General features: G+C 64.9%; 12 protein-coding genes. 6 read left to right on the top strand and 6 right to left on the bottom strand.

Annotated elements, in window-relative coordinates; all coding sequences use genetic code 11:
* Position 1: 1 nt before the first annotated feature.
* From ACNQPL_RS11270 to ACNQPL_RS11250, 5 genes are all read left to right on the top strand, one after another.
* Entirely contained in the window at positions 2 to 1,024 is a 1,023-nt protein-coding gene (locus tag ACNQPL_RS11270; protein ID WP_346613441.1) for a LacI family DNA-binding transcriptional regulator, read from the top strand.
* Between the two features lie 67 nt (positions 1,025 to 1,091).
* The gene (locus tag ACNQPL_RS11265) at positions 1,092 to 1,871 is read left to right on the top strand and encodes an AP endonuclease (RefSeq protein ID WP_416466744.1); all 780 of its coding nucleotides are present in this window, start codon (positions 1,092 to 1,094) and stop codon (positions 1,869 to 1,871) included.
* Positions 1,864 to 2,814, top strand: coding sequence for a sugar kinase (locus tag ACNQPL_RS11260; protein ID WP_416466743.1), 951 nt, complete (start codon positions 1,864 to 1,866; stop codon positions 2,812 to 2,814). The genes ACNQPL_RS11265 and ACNQPL_RS11260 overlap by 8 nt, the downstream gene beginning before the upstream one ends.
* A 63-nt stretch (positions 2,815 to 2,877) precedes the next feature.
* Positions 2,878 to 4,170: an MFS transporter gene (locus ACNQPL_RS11255; RefSeq protein WP_416466742.1), complete on the top strand. Its 1,293-nt coding sequence runs from the start codon at positions 2,878 to 2,880 to the stop codon at positions 4,168 to 4,170.
* 11 nt (positions 4,171 to 4,181) lie between these two features.
* Positions 4,182 to 5,180 carry a 2-hydroxyacid dehydrogenase gene (locus ACNQPL_RS11250; RefSeq protein ID WP_416466741.1) on the top strand — a complete coding sequence of 333 codons (999 nt, stop codon included), beginning with the start codon at positions 4,182 to 4,184 and terminating at the stop codon, positions 5,178 to 5,180.
* A gap of 136 nt (positions 5,181 to 5,316) precedes the next feature.
* On the opposite strand, the gene ACNQPL_RS11245 is transcribed toward ACNQPL_RS11250, so the two are convergent.
* Positions 5,317 to 6,504, bottom strand: a complete 1,188-nt coding sequence (locus ACNQPL_RS11245) for an MFS transporter (protein WP_416466740.1) — start codon at positions 6,502 to 6,504, stop codon at positions 5,317 to 5,319.
* Between the two features lie 99 nt (positions 6,505 to 6,603).
* Here ACNQPL_RS11245 and ACNQPL_RS11240 point away from each other — a divergent pair, with 99 nt between their 5' ends.
* Complete coding sequence (locus tag ACNQPL_RS11240; RefSeq protein WP_387524448.1) at positions 6,604 to 7,509, top strand: LysR family transcriptional regulator; 906 nt, start codon at positions 6,604 to 6,606, stop codon at positions 7,507 to 7,509.
* On the opposite strand, the gene ACNQPL_RS11235 is transcribed toward ACNQPL_RS11240, so the two are convergent.
* The 5 genes from ACNQPL_RS11235 to ACNQPL_RS11215 all read right to left on the bottom strand — a co-directional run bounded on the left by ACNQPL_RS11235 (position 7,499) and on the right by ACNQPL_RS11215 (position 14,791).
* Positions 7,499 to 8,269: a substrate-binding domain-containing protein gene (locus ACNQPL_RS11235; protein ID WP_416466739.1), complete on the bottom strand. Its 771-nt coding sequence runs from the start codon at positions 8,267 to 8,269 to the stop codon at positions 7,499 to 7,501. The two genes, ACNQPL_RS11240 and ACNQPL_RS11235, sit on opposite strands and share 11 nt — an antisense overlap.
* Positions 8,270 to 8,293: 24 nt before the next feature.
* A complete protein-coding gene (locus ACNQPL_RS11230; protein ID WP_416466738.1) occupies positions 8,294 to 9,586 on the bottom strand; it encodes an MFS transporter in 1,293 nt (430 codons plus the stop codon).
* Positions 9,587 to 9,720: 134 nt separating this feature from the next.
* Entirely contained in the window at positions 9,721 to 11,094 is a 1,374-nt protein-coding gene (locus ACNQPL_RS11225) for an APC family permease (protein ID WP_416466737.1), read from the bottom strand.
* 196 nt (positions 11,095 to 11,290) lie between these two features.
* Positions 11,291 to 13,828, bottom strand: coding sequence for an HWE histidine kinase domain-containing protein (locus tag ACNQPL_RS11220; protein ID WP_416466736.1), 2,538 nt, complete (start codon positions 13,826 to 13,828; stop codon positions 11,291 to 11,293).
* Positions 13,829 to 13,972: 144 nt separating this feature from the next.
* A complete protein-coding gene (locus tag ACNQPL_RS11215; protein WP_346613430.1) occupies positions 13,973 to 14,791 on the bottom strand; it encodes an NAD(P)-dependent oxidoreductase in 819 nt (272 codons plus the stop codon).
* Between the last annotated feature and the right edge of the window lie 27 nt (positions 14,792 to 14,818).

The raw sequence follows: 14,818 nt of genomic DNA, 5'->3' as shown, positions 1-14,818 counted from the left end.
AATGACCGACCTGCCTGCCCATACCCGCGAGCGCGTGACCATCAGCGAGGTGGCGCGTGTTGCCGGCGTCTCCAAGGCCACGGTGTCGCGCTACATCGGCGGCGACCGGCAACTGCTCGCCGAAGCCACCGCCACGCGCCTGGCAGAGGTCATCGAGCGCCTGGGCTACCGGCCCAACCAGATGGCCCGGGGCCTCAAGCGCGGCCAGACGCGGCTGATCGGCATGCTGGTGGCGGACATCCTCAATCCCTATTCGGTCGCAGTGATGCACGGCGTCGAAACTGCCTGCCGCCAGCACGGCTACAGCCTGGTGGTGTGCAACACCAACCGCGACGACGAGCAGGAGCGCCACCACCTGGTGGCCCTGCAGTCCTACAACGTCGAGGGCCTGATCGTGAATACCCTCGGCCGTCATCCGGGCGAGCTGCTGAACCTGCAGCGGGATATCCCCATGGTGCTGGTCGACCGGCAACTGCCCGAGCTCAACGTCGACCTGGTCGGTCTGGACAACGCCGACGCCATCGAGCAGGCCCTGGACCACCTGCAGGCGCGTGGCTACCGCGACATTCTGGCAGTCACCGAACCGCTGGACGGCACCAGCTCCCGCCTTGAGCGGGTGCAGGCGTTTACGGCTTCGATCAGCCGCCGTGCCGGCATGCGTCAGCAATTGCTTGAAGTCGATGCGCACCTGCAAGCCGGGCTCGGCGCCTTCCTTGCTGGCAACGGCCACGGCCCGCAGGCAATCTTCACCTTCAACGGCGTGGCCACCCTGGCGGTGACCCGGGTGCTCCACGACACCGGCTGCCAACTGTTCCAGGACGTCGGCCTGATTGCCCTGGACGAACTGGACTGGTACCCGTTAGTCAGCAGCGGGATCACCGCGCTGGCTCAACCCACCGAACGCATCGGCGTTGCTGCCTTCGATTGCCTGCTCGGCCGTTTGCGCGGCGAGAGCGGGGCGCCGCGGCGCATCGACTTCAAGGCCGACCTGATTATCCGAGGCTCCACACACCCACGCGATTAACCCACGGGCAGCAATGCTGCCCGTTGCTTCATATCAAAATGAAACCGGTTTCATAAGGACAAAAACAATGCACGCGAACCCCGTTTCCATCAGCCTTTCCAGCTACGGTGCCGACCTGGTTCGGCAGCAAGGCCAGGAGAGCTTCCTTGAACTGCTGGCCGCTGCTGGCGTAACCCGTGTCGAATGGCGCGAAGAGCTGTTCGACGACGCCCCGGACGCCGCGCTGCTGTCTGCGGCCAGCCACGCGCTGGGCCTGGAGTGCCTGTACTCCTCGCCACTCGAACTGTGGACGCCCGACGGCCTGCTCGACCCACGCCTGCCTGCCAAGCTGGCGTTGGCACGGGCGTTCGGCGCGGTGGCGCTGAAGGTGTCGCTGGGGCATTACCACCCCCAGCTCGACCTGACGGCCTTGCAGGCGCTGCTGCACGACGGTGCCCCCGTATTGCTGGTAGAGAACGACCAGACGCCGCAAGGCGGGCGCATCGAGCCGCTGCTGCAATTCTTCCAGCGCAGCGAAGCGCTGGCATTGCCACTTGGCATGACCTTCGACATCGGCAACTGGCAATGGCAGGGCGAATCTGCGTTACAAGCTGCGCAGCAGCTCGGTCGCTGGGTGCGTTACGTGCATTGCAAGGCCGTGCAGCGTGAGGCCAGTGGCCGCCTGGTCGCTGTTGTGCCGCAGGCTGCCGACCTGGTGGCCTGGGAAACCCTGTTCGATGAATTCACCCCGGGGCTGGTGCGCGCCGTGGAATACCCGCTGGCCGGCGCTGACCTGCTGGCGCTGACCCGCGCCCAGGTCAACAACCTGGCGCGCATCGGCCTGGGCGAGGAGGTGAGCCATGCTTGAGCATGACGTGCTGTGTTTTGGCGAAACCATGGCCATGTTCGTTGCCGAGCAGGTGGGTGACCTGGCCAGCGTCGGCCAGTTCAGCAAGCGCATTGCCGGCGCCGACAGCAACGTGGCCATCGGCCTGGCCCGCCTGGGGTTCCGGGTGCGTTGGCTGAGCCGGGTGGGCGACGACTCGCTGGGCCGCTTCGTGCTCGACAGCCTGCGCCAGGAAGGGCTGGATTGCAGCCATGTCGAGGTCGATGCCAGCCACCCGACAGGCTTCCAGCTCAAGGGCCGCTGCGACGATGGCAGTGACCCGGTGGTGGAGTATTTTCGTCGCAACTCCGCTGCCAGCCACCTTTCGCCCGCATTGCTCCGCCCGGGGTTGCTGCAGGCCCGCCACCTGCACGCTACGGGTATCCCGCTGGCGCTGTCGGCCGGCTGCAGGTCGCTGGCCCATGAACTGGTGGAGCGCATGCGCGCCGAGGGCCGCAGCATTTCCTTCGACCCCAACCTGCGCCCGTCGCTGTGGCCCGACCGTGCGAGCATGGTGCGTGAAGTCAACGCACTGGCAGTCAAGGCGCACTGGCTGCTGCCGGGGCTTGAAGAAGGCCGCTTGCTGACCGGCCTGCAAGCACCGGCCGACATCGCCGCGTTCTACCTCGAGCGCGGTGTCGAGCAGGTGGTGATCAAGCTGGGCGGCGAGGGTGCCTACTACCGTAACGCCCAGGGCGAGGGGCGTGTGGCCCCGGTGCCGGTGGCCAAGGTAGTGGACACAGTCGGTGCCGGCGATGCCTTCGCCGTCGGCGTGGTCAGCGGGTTGCTCGAAGGCCGCCCGCTGGCCGAAGCGGTGGCGCGTGGCAACTGGTGCGGCAGCCGCGCCGTGCAATCGCGCGGCGACATGGAAGGTTTACCGTTGCGCCACGAGCTGGAGGCTTACGCGCTACCCAAGAGTGCCTGACACTTTGATCGCCGGTACGCCGGCCCTGCTGCGACAAAAACAACAAGCTCAGGAGCACGCATCATGCAATCGACAAGCCTGGCCCCACGCCGTTGGTGGTACATCATCCCGATCGTCTTCATCACCTACAGCCTGGCCTACCTGGACCGCGCCAACTATGGCTTTGCCGCAGCCTCCGGCATGGCCGACGACCTGAACATCACCCCCGTGCTGTCGTCCTTGCTGGGCGCGCTGTTCTTCCTCGGCTACTTCTTTTTCCAGGTGCCCGGCGCGATCTACGCCGAAAAACGCAGTGTGAAGAAACTGATCTTCGTCAGCCTGATCCTCTGGGGCAGCCTGGCGACCTTGACCGGAATGATCAGCAACGTCTACCTGCTGATCGGCATCCGCTTCCTGCTCGGCGTGGTCGAGGCGGCGGTGATGCCGGCGATGCTGGTGTACCTGTGCCACTGGTTCACCCGTGCCGAGCGCTCGCGCGCCAATACCTTCCTGATGCTCGGCAACCCGGTGACCATCCTGTGGATGTCGGTGGTTTCGGGCTACCTGATCAAGCATTTCGACTGGCGCTGGATGTTCATCATCGAGGGCTTGCCGGCGGTGCTCTGGGCGTTCATCTGGTGGCGCCTGGTGGCCGACCGCCCGGCGCAGGTCGCCTGGTTGAGCGAGCAGGAAAAAGCCGCGCTGCAAGCGGCCCTGGCGGCTGAGCAGCAAGGCATCAAGCCGGTCAAGAACTACCGCGAGGCATTCCGCTCGCCGCAGGTCATCGTGCTGTCGCTGCAGTACTTCTGCTGGAGCATCGGCGTGTACGGCTTCGTGCTGTGGCTGCCGTCGATTCTCAAACAGGCGGCCAACGTCGATATCGTCGAGGCCGGCTGGTTGGCGTCGGTGCCTTACATGGCGGCGGTGCTGGCGATGGTTGGGGTGTCCTGGGCCTCGGACCGCCTGCAGAAGCGCAAGCGCTTCGTCTGGCCGCCACTGCTGGTGGCTGCGCTGGCGTTCTATGGCTCCTACGCCCTGGGCACCGAGCACTTCTGGGCGTCCTATGCGCTGCTGGTGGTGGCCGGGGCCTGCATGTATGCGCCCTATGGCCCGTTCTTCGCCATCGTGCCGGAGATCCTGCCCAGCAACGTGGCCGGTGGCGCCATGGCGTTGATCAACAGCATGGGCGCGCTCGGCTCGTTCGGGGGCTCGTGGCTGGTGGGTTATCTCAACGGAGCGACCGGTGGCCCGGGGGCCTCGTACCTGTTCATGTCCGGGGCGCTGCTGACCGCAGTGGTGCTCACGGCCGCGCTGAAAACAACACAGACTTCTGGCCAGGCCAAGCCCCGTGGCCAGCGCCTGGCAATCAGCCAATAGGAAAACCGACCATGAAAAAGCGAATCGTCCTTTACAAGCGCCTGCCCGAAGCATTGCTGGCGCGCCTGCAGCAGCAGGCCGAGGTGACCTGGGTGGATACCACCGGCACAGACGGCCTGGCGCGGCTGCGCGACGCCTTGCCCGGCGCCCATGGCCTGCTGGGTGCCAGCCTGCGGCTGGACAGCAGCCTGCTGGACCTGGCGCCGCAGTTGCAGGTGGTGTCCAGCGTATCGGTAGGGGTGGACAACTACGACATCGCCGAGCTGACGCGCCGCGGTGTGATGCTTACCAACACGCCCGACGTGCTCACCGAAACCACTGCAGACACCGGCTTCGCCTTGATCCTGGCCAGCGCCCGGCGCGTGGTGGAGCTGGCCGGCTGGGTGCGTGACGGCCACTGGCAGGCCAACCTGGGGCCGGCACACTTTGGCACTGATGTGCATGGCAAGACCCTGGGCATCGTCGGCATGGGGCGCATTGGCGAAGCTTTGGCCCGCCGTGGCGCCGCCGGGTTCGGCATGCGCGTGCTCTACCACAGCTCGCGGCCCAAGCCTGAGGTGGACGCGCGTTATGGCGCGCGTTATTGCGACCTCGATGCGCTGCTCCGCGAAGCGGACTTCGTCTGTTTGACGGTGCCACTGAGTGCCAGCACCGAGGGCTTGATTGGCGCGCGCGAGCTGGCGCTGATGAAGCCCGAGGCGATTCTGATCAACATCGCGCGCGGGCGAGTGGTGGACGAGCCCGCGCTCATCGAAGCGTTGCGGGAAAAGCGCATTCGCGCCGCCGGGCTGGATGTGTTCGTGCAGGAGCCGTTATCAACCGCGTCGCCGCTGCTGCAGTTCGATAACGTAGTGGCGACGCCGCATATCGGCTCGGCAACCCACGAGACACGCGAGGCGATGGCGCGTTGTGCGGTGGAGAACCTGCTGAGTGCGCTGGCGGGTGAGCGACCGATGAACCTGGTGAATGAGGGTGCCTGGAAAGCGGTCACCGGGGCATACAAGGCTTGAATTGGGGCCGCTCTGCGGCCCATCGCCGGCAAGCCGGCTCCCACAGGTACCGCACAATGCTTGAGGTTTGCGCGGTACCTGTAGGAGCTGGCTTGCCGGCGATGGGCTGCGAAGCAGCCCCAATAACGTCATCTGACTAGTGACCACCCTTCATGCGCCGTGCCACCAGGTAGATACCCAGGCCGGCCAGCGCAGTAGCGGCGCCGATGTAGCCGGTGCTGGTCCAGCCCAACCCGGCACTGATCGCCATGCCGCCAAACCAGGGGCCAAGGGCATTGGCCAGGTTGAAGGCAGCGTGGTTGGAGGCAGCGGCCAGGCTTGGCGCCTCGTGGGCGATGTCCATCAGGCGGATCTGCAGCGGCGCTGCCAGGGCGATCATGGTGCCGACCAGGCCGATGCCCAGCAGAATCGTCCACAGTGAGTGCGCGGCGAAGGTGAAGAACAGCAGCACGGCGGCCGACCACAGCAACACGATGCCCACCGCGCGGAACTGCAGGCGGTCGAACAGTTTGCCGCCGGCGATGTTGCCAATGATGCCACCGGCACCGAACGCGGCCAGGCCGAACGGAATCCACTCCGGCGATACCTTTGTCACCTGCAGCATGGTCGGTGCCAGGTAGCTGAACACACAGAACATGCCGGCAAAGCCGATCGAGGCAATCGCCAGCGCCATCCACACCTGGGGCAGGGTGAAGGCTTGCAGCTCCTTGCGCGGGTCGCTGCGCGGCTCATCGTGCGGCTGGGGCACGTAGCGCCACACCAGTGCGATGGTGCACAGCGCGATCACACCCACCAGGATGAATGCCGAGCGCCAGCCGAAAAACTGGCCAAGGAAGGTTGCCACCGGGTTGCCCAGCAACATGGCCAGGGTCAGGCCCATCATCACCCTGGCCACGGCCCCCGCCCGTTGATTGGTCGGCACCATGCTCGACGCCACCACGGCGGCGATGCCGAAGTACGCGCCATGGGGCAGGCCGCTGATGAAGCGGAAGGCGACCATGCTGGTGAACGACGGGGCAAAGGCGGTGGCCAGGTTGCCAACCGCGTACAGCGCCATCAACAGCAGCAGCATGTGCTTGCGCAGCAGCTTGGCGCCGAGAATCGCCAGCGCCGGTGCACCGACCACCACGCCCAGCGCGTAGGCACTGATGGCGTGGCCCACCTGGGGTTCGCTCAACTGCAGGTTGCTGGCGATGTCGGGCATCAGCCCCATGATCGCGAACTCGCCGGTGCCGATGGCAAAACTGCCCAACGCCATGGCCGCTTCCATCTTGCCGATTTCGCCTTTGGAGCGGGTGAGCGGCGGTAATTCCTGAACAGACATCTGGATCCTTAGCTGAATCGTTATTTGCTCGTTACATTTTGCATTAATTCGCTGTACTCATAAAATGGCTGAATCAATCCGCCCGTCCGAGTGCGCGCCATGGCCATCAATTTCGACCTCAACGACTTGCAAGCCTTCCGTGCGGTGGTCGACCAAGGCAGTTTCAGCAAGGCCGCGGACGCCGTGCGCATTTCGCAGCCGGCGCTGAGCCGGCGCATCGAAAAGCTTGAAGATGCGCTGGGTGTGCGACTGTTCGAGCGCACCACGCGCAAGGTCAGCCTGACCCAGGCCGGGCGGGGTTTCATGCCCAGCGTCGAGCGTTTGCTGGACGACCTGGACAACGCGCTGCTGGGCATCAGCGAAGTGGCCTCGACGCGCCTTGGCCAGGTGACGGTCGCCTGCGTGCCGTCAGCGGCGTATTACTTCATGCCCCAGGTGATCGCCCATTACCACCAGCAGTACCCGCGCATCAAGGTCAAGGTGCTGGACTCCAGCGCCCACGACGTGCTGAGCGCGGTGGTGGATGGCGAGGCGGATTTCGGCGTGAGTTTCATGGGCACCTTGGAAGCCGACGTGGAGTTCGAGCCGTTGGTGCAGGAGAGCTACGTGGTGGCGTGCCGGCGCGACCACCCGCTGGCGGGGCGCAGCAGCGTCAGCTGGGAAGCGTTCTACCAGCAGGACTACATCTCGCTGGGCAAGACCTCGGGCAACCGCTTCTTGCTCGACCAGGCGCTCAGTGGCATCGTGCCGCAGCGCCAGAGCATCTGCGAAACCCGCCACGTGACGACCATGATCGGCCTGGTGGAAGCCGGCCTGGGCGTTGCCGCCGTGCCGTTGATGGCGATGCCGGCGGCGGACCACCCGATCCTCACCCGGGTACCGTTGACCGACCCGGTGGTCATGCGCAGCGTTGGCCTGATCAAGCGCCGGGGCCGTACGCTGACCCCGGCGGCGTTGGCGCTGGAGCGCCTGGTGGTGCAGATGAAGGCCGACGTCAGCGGCTGACCGAGTCCAGCCCGGTGGCCTGCACGTCCCGCTGCGCGCCTGGCGAGGCCAGGTAGTCGAGCAGTGCCTTGGCCTGGCGCGGGTGCTGCGCACCGACCGGGATGCCGGCAGCGAAGCGCGTCACCGACTGCACCGCCTCGGGCAGCTTGCCGACAAAGCTCACGCCGGGCACCGGCAGCAGCTCGCTCACCTGTTGCATACCCACCTGGTAATCACCCTTGGCAACCACCGAGCCTACCGGGATTTTCGGCACCATCGTGGCTTTGGGCTTGAGCTGATCTTCGATGCCCAGGCGCTTGAACAGCTGATTTTCGACGTACACACCGCTGGCACTGTCCGAATAGGCCACCGAGTTGGCCGCCAGCAGGGTCTGTTTCAGCGCCTCCACCGAACCGATATCCGGCTTCGGCGCGCCAGCGCGCACCACCATGCCGATCCGCGAATCGGCCAGCTCCACCCGAGAAGCCGGGTCGACCTTGCCTTGCTTGATCAGCTCATCGAGTGCGTAGCCGACCATGATGACCACATCGGCCTTTTCGCCGCGGGCAAGGCGGTTGGGGATGGCTTCGGGCGCCTTGCCCATCGACGGCCCGAGGCTCGTTTCCAGGGTATTGCCGCTGGCTGCGGCGAATTTCGGGCCCAGCAGCTGGTACGCCGCCGTGAAGCCGCCGGAGGTCATCACCTGCAGGTGTTCTGCCTGGGCGGCGGTGGCCAGGCCGGCGCTGGCCAGCAAGGCGATGGATTGCAGTAATTTACGCATCGTTGTGTTCTCGGGCAGTAAGGTTCAAGACATCGCCGGTTGCAGGCGCCCGCTGGCGCGGCGATAGAGGAACAGCGTCGCACCCAGCGCGCAGAGCGCCGCGAAACTCATCCAGTAACCTGGCGCTGCCTTGTCGGCGGTGTACTGGATAAGGAAGGTCGAAATCGCCGGGGTGAAGCCACCGAATACGGCCGTGGCCAGGCTGTACGCCAGCGAGAAGCCGGCAACGCGCACTTCGACCGGCATGATTTCGGTCAGCGCCGGGATCATCGCGCCGTTGTACAGGCCGTAGATGAACGACAGCCACAGCAGCACCAGCAGCATGTGCAGGAAGCTGGGCGCGTTGACCAGGTAGTCCAGCGCCGGGTAAGCCGTGGCCAAGGTCAGCAGGGTCATGGCGATCAGCACCGGGCGGCGCCCGATGCGGTCGGACAGCGCGCCGCCCAGCGGCAGCCAGAGGAAGTTGGAGACGCCCACCAGCAAGGTCACCAGCAGCGCATCGGAGGTGCTCAGGTGCAGCACGGTCTTGCCGAAGGTGGGCGCATACACGGTAATCAGGTAGAACGCCGTGGTGGTCAGCGCCACCATGAGCATGCCGGCGAGCACTGTCGTCCAGTGTTGCAGCAGGGTGCGGAATACTTCGGCCATGCCTGGGCGATGCGTGCGTGCGGCGTACTCCTCGGACTCCGCCAGGTTGCGGCGCAGGAAGAAAATGAACGGCACGATCAGGCAGCCGACGAAAAACGGAATGCGCCAGCCCCAATCAGCGATCATCGCCGGGGCCATCCACTGGTTCAGGCCAAAGCCCAGCGCCGCCGCAACGATGATCGCCACCTGCTGGCTGGCAGACTGCCAACTGGTGAAGAAGCCTTTGTTGCCGGGCGTGGCGATTTCCGCCAGGTACACCGAAACGCCGCCCAGTTCTGCGCCCGCCGAGAAGCCTTGCAGCAGCCGGCCGACCAGCACCAGCGCCGGCGCGAGCAGGCCGATGCTTTCGTAACCGGGCACCAGCACGATCAATATCGTGCCGCTGGCCATGATCGACAGGGTAACGATCAGGCCTTTGCGCCGGCCCACTTCGTCGATGTAGGCACCCAGCACCACGGCACCCAGCGGGCGCATCAGAAAGCCCGCGCCGAACACGGCGAAGGTCATCATCAAGGATGCGAATTCACTGCTGGCAGGGAAGAACACCGCCGCGATCTGCGTGGCGTAGAAACCGAAAAGGAAGAAGTCGAACTGTTCGAGGAAATTGCCCGAGGTGACCCGGAAGATTGCACCGGCCCGGGAACCGCCGGAGGAGGTTGCTGCTGTCATTGCCTGTACTCCATACCGCTTTTGTGACATGCGCCGGCGGGAGACGGCGCACGGTTCTTATTGGCGGAGCATGGTGCGGCAGGGTGATTGATATGAGAATTGCATTGTTCGCATTGATTGATGTGCCCGCTGGATCAATCCGCCATCTGCAGCTCCGGCAGTTTTACCCGGAACGCGCGGGTCAGCCCCAACAGGCACAGGAAGCCTGCGCCCATCCAGCACAGGCCGATGGTGAACGACATGCTCGACAGGCTGCTCCATAGCCACAGCGTGCTGAGAAACCCCAGGGCCGGTATGCCGCCATACAGCAGGTAATTGCGCGAACCTCGCAGCTTGCTGTCGACCAGGTAATGCTTGACCACCGCCAGGTTGACGGCCGAGAAGGCGAACAGCGCACCGAAGCTGATCATGTTGGCGACGGTGTCGAGGGTGATGAACAGGGCGACCAGCGACAGCGTGCTGACCAGCATGATCGCCGTGGCCGGCACGCGCTTGCGGGTCGCCAGCTGGCCGAACACCCGGGGCAGGGCGCCGTCACGGCCCATGGCGAACAGCACCCGCGACACGCTGGCCTGGGACACCATGGCCGAGGCAAAACACCCGGCCACGTAGGTGGCGGTGAAAGCTGTGACCAGCAGCTCGCCACCCACCCGGCGCATGACATCCACCGAGGCCGAGTCCGGGTCGGCGAACGTGGCCCATTCCGGGAAGACCATCTGCGCGAAGTACGACACCAGCAGGAACAGCAGGCCGCCGATTACCGACACCGCCATGATTGCCTGGGGGATGCGTGTGGTCGGGTTGCTGGTTTCTTCGGCCATGGTCGACACCGCGTCGAAGCCCAGGAACGACAAGCACAGCACCGCTGCACCGGTCATGATCAACGGCACGCTGAAGCCGTCGTGGTGGAACGGCGCCAGCAGCGAGACCGGCTCGGCCTGCCCGGCCAGGTTGCGCACCGACAGGGCAACGAAGACGACGATGAACACCAGCTGGGCCACCACGAGTATCCAGTTGACCCGGGTGATCGACTCGATGCCGATCAGGTTGAGGAAGGTGACCAGGGCAATGGACCCCAGCACCCATACCCAGGCGTGCACTGCCGGGAAGTACTCGGACATGTAGATACCGATCAGCAGGTAGCTCAGCAGCGGCAGGAAGATGTAGTCGAGCAGCAACGTCCAGCCGGCGATGAAGCCGAAATGGCTGCCGAACGCCTTGCGCGTGTAGGTGTAGACCGAGCCCGAGTAGGGGTGGGCCTGGACCATGCGGCCATAGCTGTAGGCGGTGAGCAGCATTGCGGCGAGGGTCAGCAGGTAGGCGGTGGGCAAATGCCCCTTGGTCATCTGCGTGACCAGCCCGTAGGTGGTGAAAACAGCGAGCGGGACCATGTAGGCGAGGCCGAACAGTACCAGCGCGGTCATGCCCATGGATTTTCTGAAGCGGCCGGCGGAATCGGGTTGCGACGCAGGGTGGGGTGGATGGGCTGTAGTTGTTGTTGTATGCATTGCTGACTCCTGGTTTTGGATGCAGGACGCCGCAATATGCGAGCGGGCTCGATACTGTGGGTGGCGTTTGATCAGGGGCAGAGCTAGGGGGTGGGGCTGGGGGAATGCTCCCACACTCGCGTCCCCCCCGAAATCACCCTTTGGGGGGAGCTACCCGGGTGCCGATCTGGTTGCGCCTACAGGCTGAGCTACCCCTTCAGGTCAACAGCGTTTCCAGGTTCTGCAGGATCGAAGCAGCGTCGTAAGGCTTGCGTACCACAGGCACATGCTTCAGATGCGCGGGGATGATCACGCTGTCGCCATAGCCGGTGGCGAACAGGAACGGAATGTTGAGCTGCGTGAGCGCTTCGGCCACGCCAATCGAAGTGCCCGCACCAAGGTTGATATCCAGCACCGCCACGTCCGGTTGTCGGCCGGCGAGCACATTCATGGCCTCGGTTTCGGAACTTGCAGTGATGACATCCTCGACCTGCGCATCGGCCAGGATCTGCTCCAGGCCCACGGCGATCACCAGCTGGTCTTCGAGGATCAGCACGCAGGCGTTGGCCAGCCGTGCGCAGTCTACCTGCGGCTGAGCCGGCGCCGTTGCAGGCACCTCGGTGTCGACATCCTCCAACAAGGTCAGGTGCCTGGCGGGAATTCTGAAGCGCCCCAGCAGGCCCTCGGGCCGGTATTCCAGCGCGCTGGTGCCGCCTAGGTCGAATGGGATGCTGCGGTCGATCAGTACCGAGCCGAAGCCGCTGCGCGTGGGCGGGCGCACGGTTGGCCCGTCGCTCTCGCACCAGGTGATGTCGCAGGCGCCGCCAGCATCGATCGCCCAGGTGACCGAAAGCTTGCCGCCTGCCCGCGACAGCGCGCCGTACTTGGCGGCGTTGGTGGCCAGCTCGTGCAGTACCAGCGCCAGTACGGAGAAAGCACGGGCATCGAGCAGCAGGTTGGGGCCGCGCAACTCGAGCGCATCGGCTGCGGTGCGGTAAGGCGAAAGCTCCGCCTCGAGCAGCGCCGAGAAACGCCCGCCACCGTCACCGCGCACCACCTGGTCGTGTGCCAGTGCCAGCGCCTGGATGCGCCCCTTCAGGGTGGCCACGTAGCCGCTGAGGGTCTGGTTTTCCGCTGTGGGGTGCGCCACCAGCGCACCGATCAGCGACAGAATGTTCTTTACCCGGTGGTTGAGCTCTTCGTTGAGCATGCGCTGGCGCACGTCCGACCGGGAACGTTCCTCGGCCAGCAGTTCGCTGTTGTGCAGCGCGACTTCGACGATCGCTGCGCGAATGGCCTCGCCAAACTGGCGGTCCTGCGCCGACCAGGGCAGCGAGTGGTGGTGCACCGTCTGCTTCCACACGGCGAAGCTCTTGCGTGGCGTCAGGCGCTCACCCAGCGGGCCGCTTTCATAGGTCTTGTTCGGGTCGCCGGCCCAATCGAGGGTCTCGATCACCTCTTTGCGGAACAGCACAAGGTAGTCTTTGGGCTGCTGCGACATCGGAATGATCAGCACCCCGGACACCTCGGTGGCATAAGCGTCGGCTGCGGGGTGGGCCATGGACAGGCAATTAGATGCCCAGGTGCAGCCTTGCGCGACACCCTCGGCAAAGCGCAGTAACCCGGGAATGGCGTGCCTGGGCGGGGTCAGCCCGGCGGCGGTCCATTGCCCTTCCAGCACCATGCCGATGCCGTCGCAGGGGATCAAGGCTTCGAAGTCTGGCAGGCGGGCGCGCAGCAGCTCGTCGATATCGGGCGTGCGGTGGGCGTCGTGCAGCAGGTTGTCGAGCACCCGCCGGGCATGCGCGGCGGCCTCGAGGGTTTGCCTGGCCTGCAGGGTCTGGATCTGCAGCGAGAAGAATTCACCGAACATTTCTGCGGCCACCCGTTGGCCCATGCTCAGGATACGCGGCGCGTAGTGGTGACAGGCGATCAGCCCCCACAGTGCGCCGTCGACGATCACCGAAATCGACATGGAAGCGCCCACACCCATGTTGGTCAGGTATTCGCAGTGGATCGGCGAAACGCTGCGCAGGTGGGCGTAGGACAGGTCGAGGGGCTCGCCAGACAGGTCCAGTACAGGCTCGATGGGGACGGTCTTGAACTTGGCATCGGAGATGATCCGCACCGGGTTGCGCAGGTACAGCGCGCGTGCCTGCTGGGGGATGTCCGAGGCCGGGAAGTACTGCCCAAGAAAACTCTCAAGGCCGCTGCGCTTGGCTTCGGCAACGACCTTGCCGGCACCGTCCGCGCCAAGCTGATAAATCATCACCCGGTCATAGCCGAGCAGGGCGCGCACACGCCGGGCAGTATCGGCAATCAGCTTTTCGCTGCGGTCAATCTCACGCAACTGGGCGATCACCGTGCGCACCAGCTCAATCGGCTCGGCGATGCTCGAACCGCAGGGCTCGAACTCGATGATGGCGGTGCCTTTGAACACATGTGCAGCCACATCGAACGCTTGGCCGCAAGCGCTTACCACACCGAACGACAACGCCGGGCGCGAGCCTTCTTTGACGCGGGCCAGGGAGTTGCGCAGGGTGTGCGCCGCTTCGGTACCGATGATCGCTTCAAGGCATTGCCCGTTTATGCCTCCCGTCACGCCCAGCATGCCCGGGGCATTCGCCGAATGGCGCAATACCAGGGTTGCCGAGGCGTTACAGGCCAGCAGGCAGCCGTGCGGCTGGATGCTGCCGGGGATCTGGATCGGCTCACGGTCACAGTTGGTCAAGTTGACGTGGGGTTGCAAAGTCATGGGTACCTGCCGGTTGATCGAAGACCGGCTGCCTGCATGACCGGCGAATTTCAGGCAAACGATATGTTCACAGTCACATTCTGCCTCGGAGTCTAGCTGGCTCGATAATCTTCGTCATCCACGTCGGAACGCCGCGCGCAAGGCTCAGTCGTCAAAGGGCCCGGCCGCCGTAAATGCGCCACCTTGCAAACGTGCGTTGGGGTCATCAGCAGCGGGCTTGGGCAGTTGTTCCATCTGCGGGCGAAAACGCTCGGCGCTGTCTTGCGGGTTGAAGCCCAGGTGCGCGGCGTAGCGGTTGTCCCACCACAGCTCGCGGTTGGCCGAAACGCCATACACCACGGTGTGGCCGACGTTTTCTGCGAGCAGCGCACGCTCCAGCAGGTGCACGAGGTCGGGGTAGCTCAGCCAGGTCGACAACATGCGCAGGTTGCGTGGTTCGGGGAATGACGAGCCGATGCGCAGGCTTACGGTTTCGATGCCATAGCGGTGGTAGTAGAAGGTCGCGAGGTCTTCGCCATACGACTTGGACAGCCCGTAGTAGCAGTCCGGGCGGCGCGGGGTGTGTGCATCCAGCTGCTGGTCCTGCGTATAGAAGCCGGTGACATGGTTGGAACTGGCGAACACCACCCGCTTGATGCCGTGTTTGCGCGCAGCCTCATAGACATGAAAGGTACCGCGGACGTTGGCGTCGAGAATTTCCTCGAAGGCCCGTTCGGTGGAGATCCCGCCCATGTGCACGATCGCATCCACGTCCTGGGCCAGCGCCAGGACTGCGGCCTTGTCGGCAAGGTTGCAACTGATCACTTCTTCATGCGCGCCGGCCGCAGGCGCCATGGCGCTGATGTCCGAGGCGCGCACCACCTGTGCATGGGTTTGCAAGGCTTCGCGCAGGATCAGCCCAAGGCCGCCGGCGGCGCCGGTCAGCAGGATGCGATTGAAGGGTTTGCTCAAGGATGTGGTCATGGCGGGCGCCTGTTGTCGAGGGTTGGT

This window comes from Pseudomonas sp. LFS044, assembly GCF_047978245.1.
Lineage (GTDB): Bacteria > Pseudomonadota > Gammaproteobacteria > Pseudomonadales > Pseudomonadaceae > Aquipseudomonas.
This window is presented reverse-complemented; position numbering and strand designations above follow the sequence as displayed.

What these genes read in the sequence shown, in the direction of transcription:
- ACNQPL_RS11225 (WP_416466737.1), bottom strand. Translation starts at nt 11,094, where the DNA reads ATGCATACAACAACAACTACAGCCCATCCACCCCACCCTGCGTCGCAA.
- ACNQPL_RS11265 (WP_416466744.1), top strand. Translation starts at nt 1,092, where the DNA reads ATGCACGCGAACCCCGTTTCCATCAGCCTTTCCAGCTACGGTGCCGAC.
- ACNQPL_RS11270 (WP_346613441.1), top strand. Translation starts at nt 2, where the DNA reads ATGACCGACCTGCCTGCCCATACCCGCGAGCGCGTGACCATCAGCGAG.
- ACNQPL_RS11250 (WP_416466741.1), top strand. Translation starts at nt 4,182, where the DNA reads ATGAAAAAGCGAATCGTCCTTTACAAGCGCCTGCCCGAAGCATTGCTG.
- ACNQPL_RS11220 (WP_416466736.1), bottom strand. Translation starts at nt 13,828, where the DNA reads ATGACTTTGCAACCCCACGTCAACTTGACCAACTGTGACCGTGAGCCG.
- ACNQPL_RS11215 (WP_346613430.1), bottom strand. Translation starts at nt 14,791, where the DNA reads ATGACCACATCCTTGAGCAAACCCTTCAATCGCATCCTGCTGACCGGC.
- ACNQPL_RS11260 (WP_416466743.1), top strand. Translation starts at nt 1,864, where the DNA reads ATGCTTGAGCATGACGTGCTGTGTTTTGGCGAAACCATGGCCATGTTC.
- ACNQPL_RS11240 (WP_387524448.1), top strand. Translation starts at nt 6,604, where the DNA reads ATGGCCATCAATTTCGACCTCAACGACTTGCAAGCCTTCCGTGCGGTG.
- ACNQPL_RS11245 (WP_416466740.1), bottom strand. Translation starts at nt 6,504, where the DNA reads ATGTCTGTTCAGGAATTACCGCCGCTCACCCGCTCCAAAGGCGAAATC.
- ACNQPL_RS11235 (WP_416466739.1), bottom strand. Translation starts at nt 8,269, where the DNA reads ATGCGTAAATTACTGCAATCCATCGCCTTGCTGGCCAGCGCCGGCCTG.
- ACNQPL_RS11230 (WP_416466738.1), bottom strand. Translation starts at nt 9,586, where the DNA reads ATGACAGCAGCAACCTCCTCCGGCGGTTCCCGGGCCGGTGCAATCTTC.
- ACNQPL_RS11255 (WP_416466742.1), top strand. Translation starts at nt 2,878, where the DNA reads ATGCAATCGACAAGCCTGGCCCCACGCCGTTGGTGGTACATCATCCCG.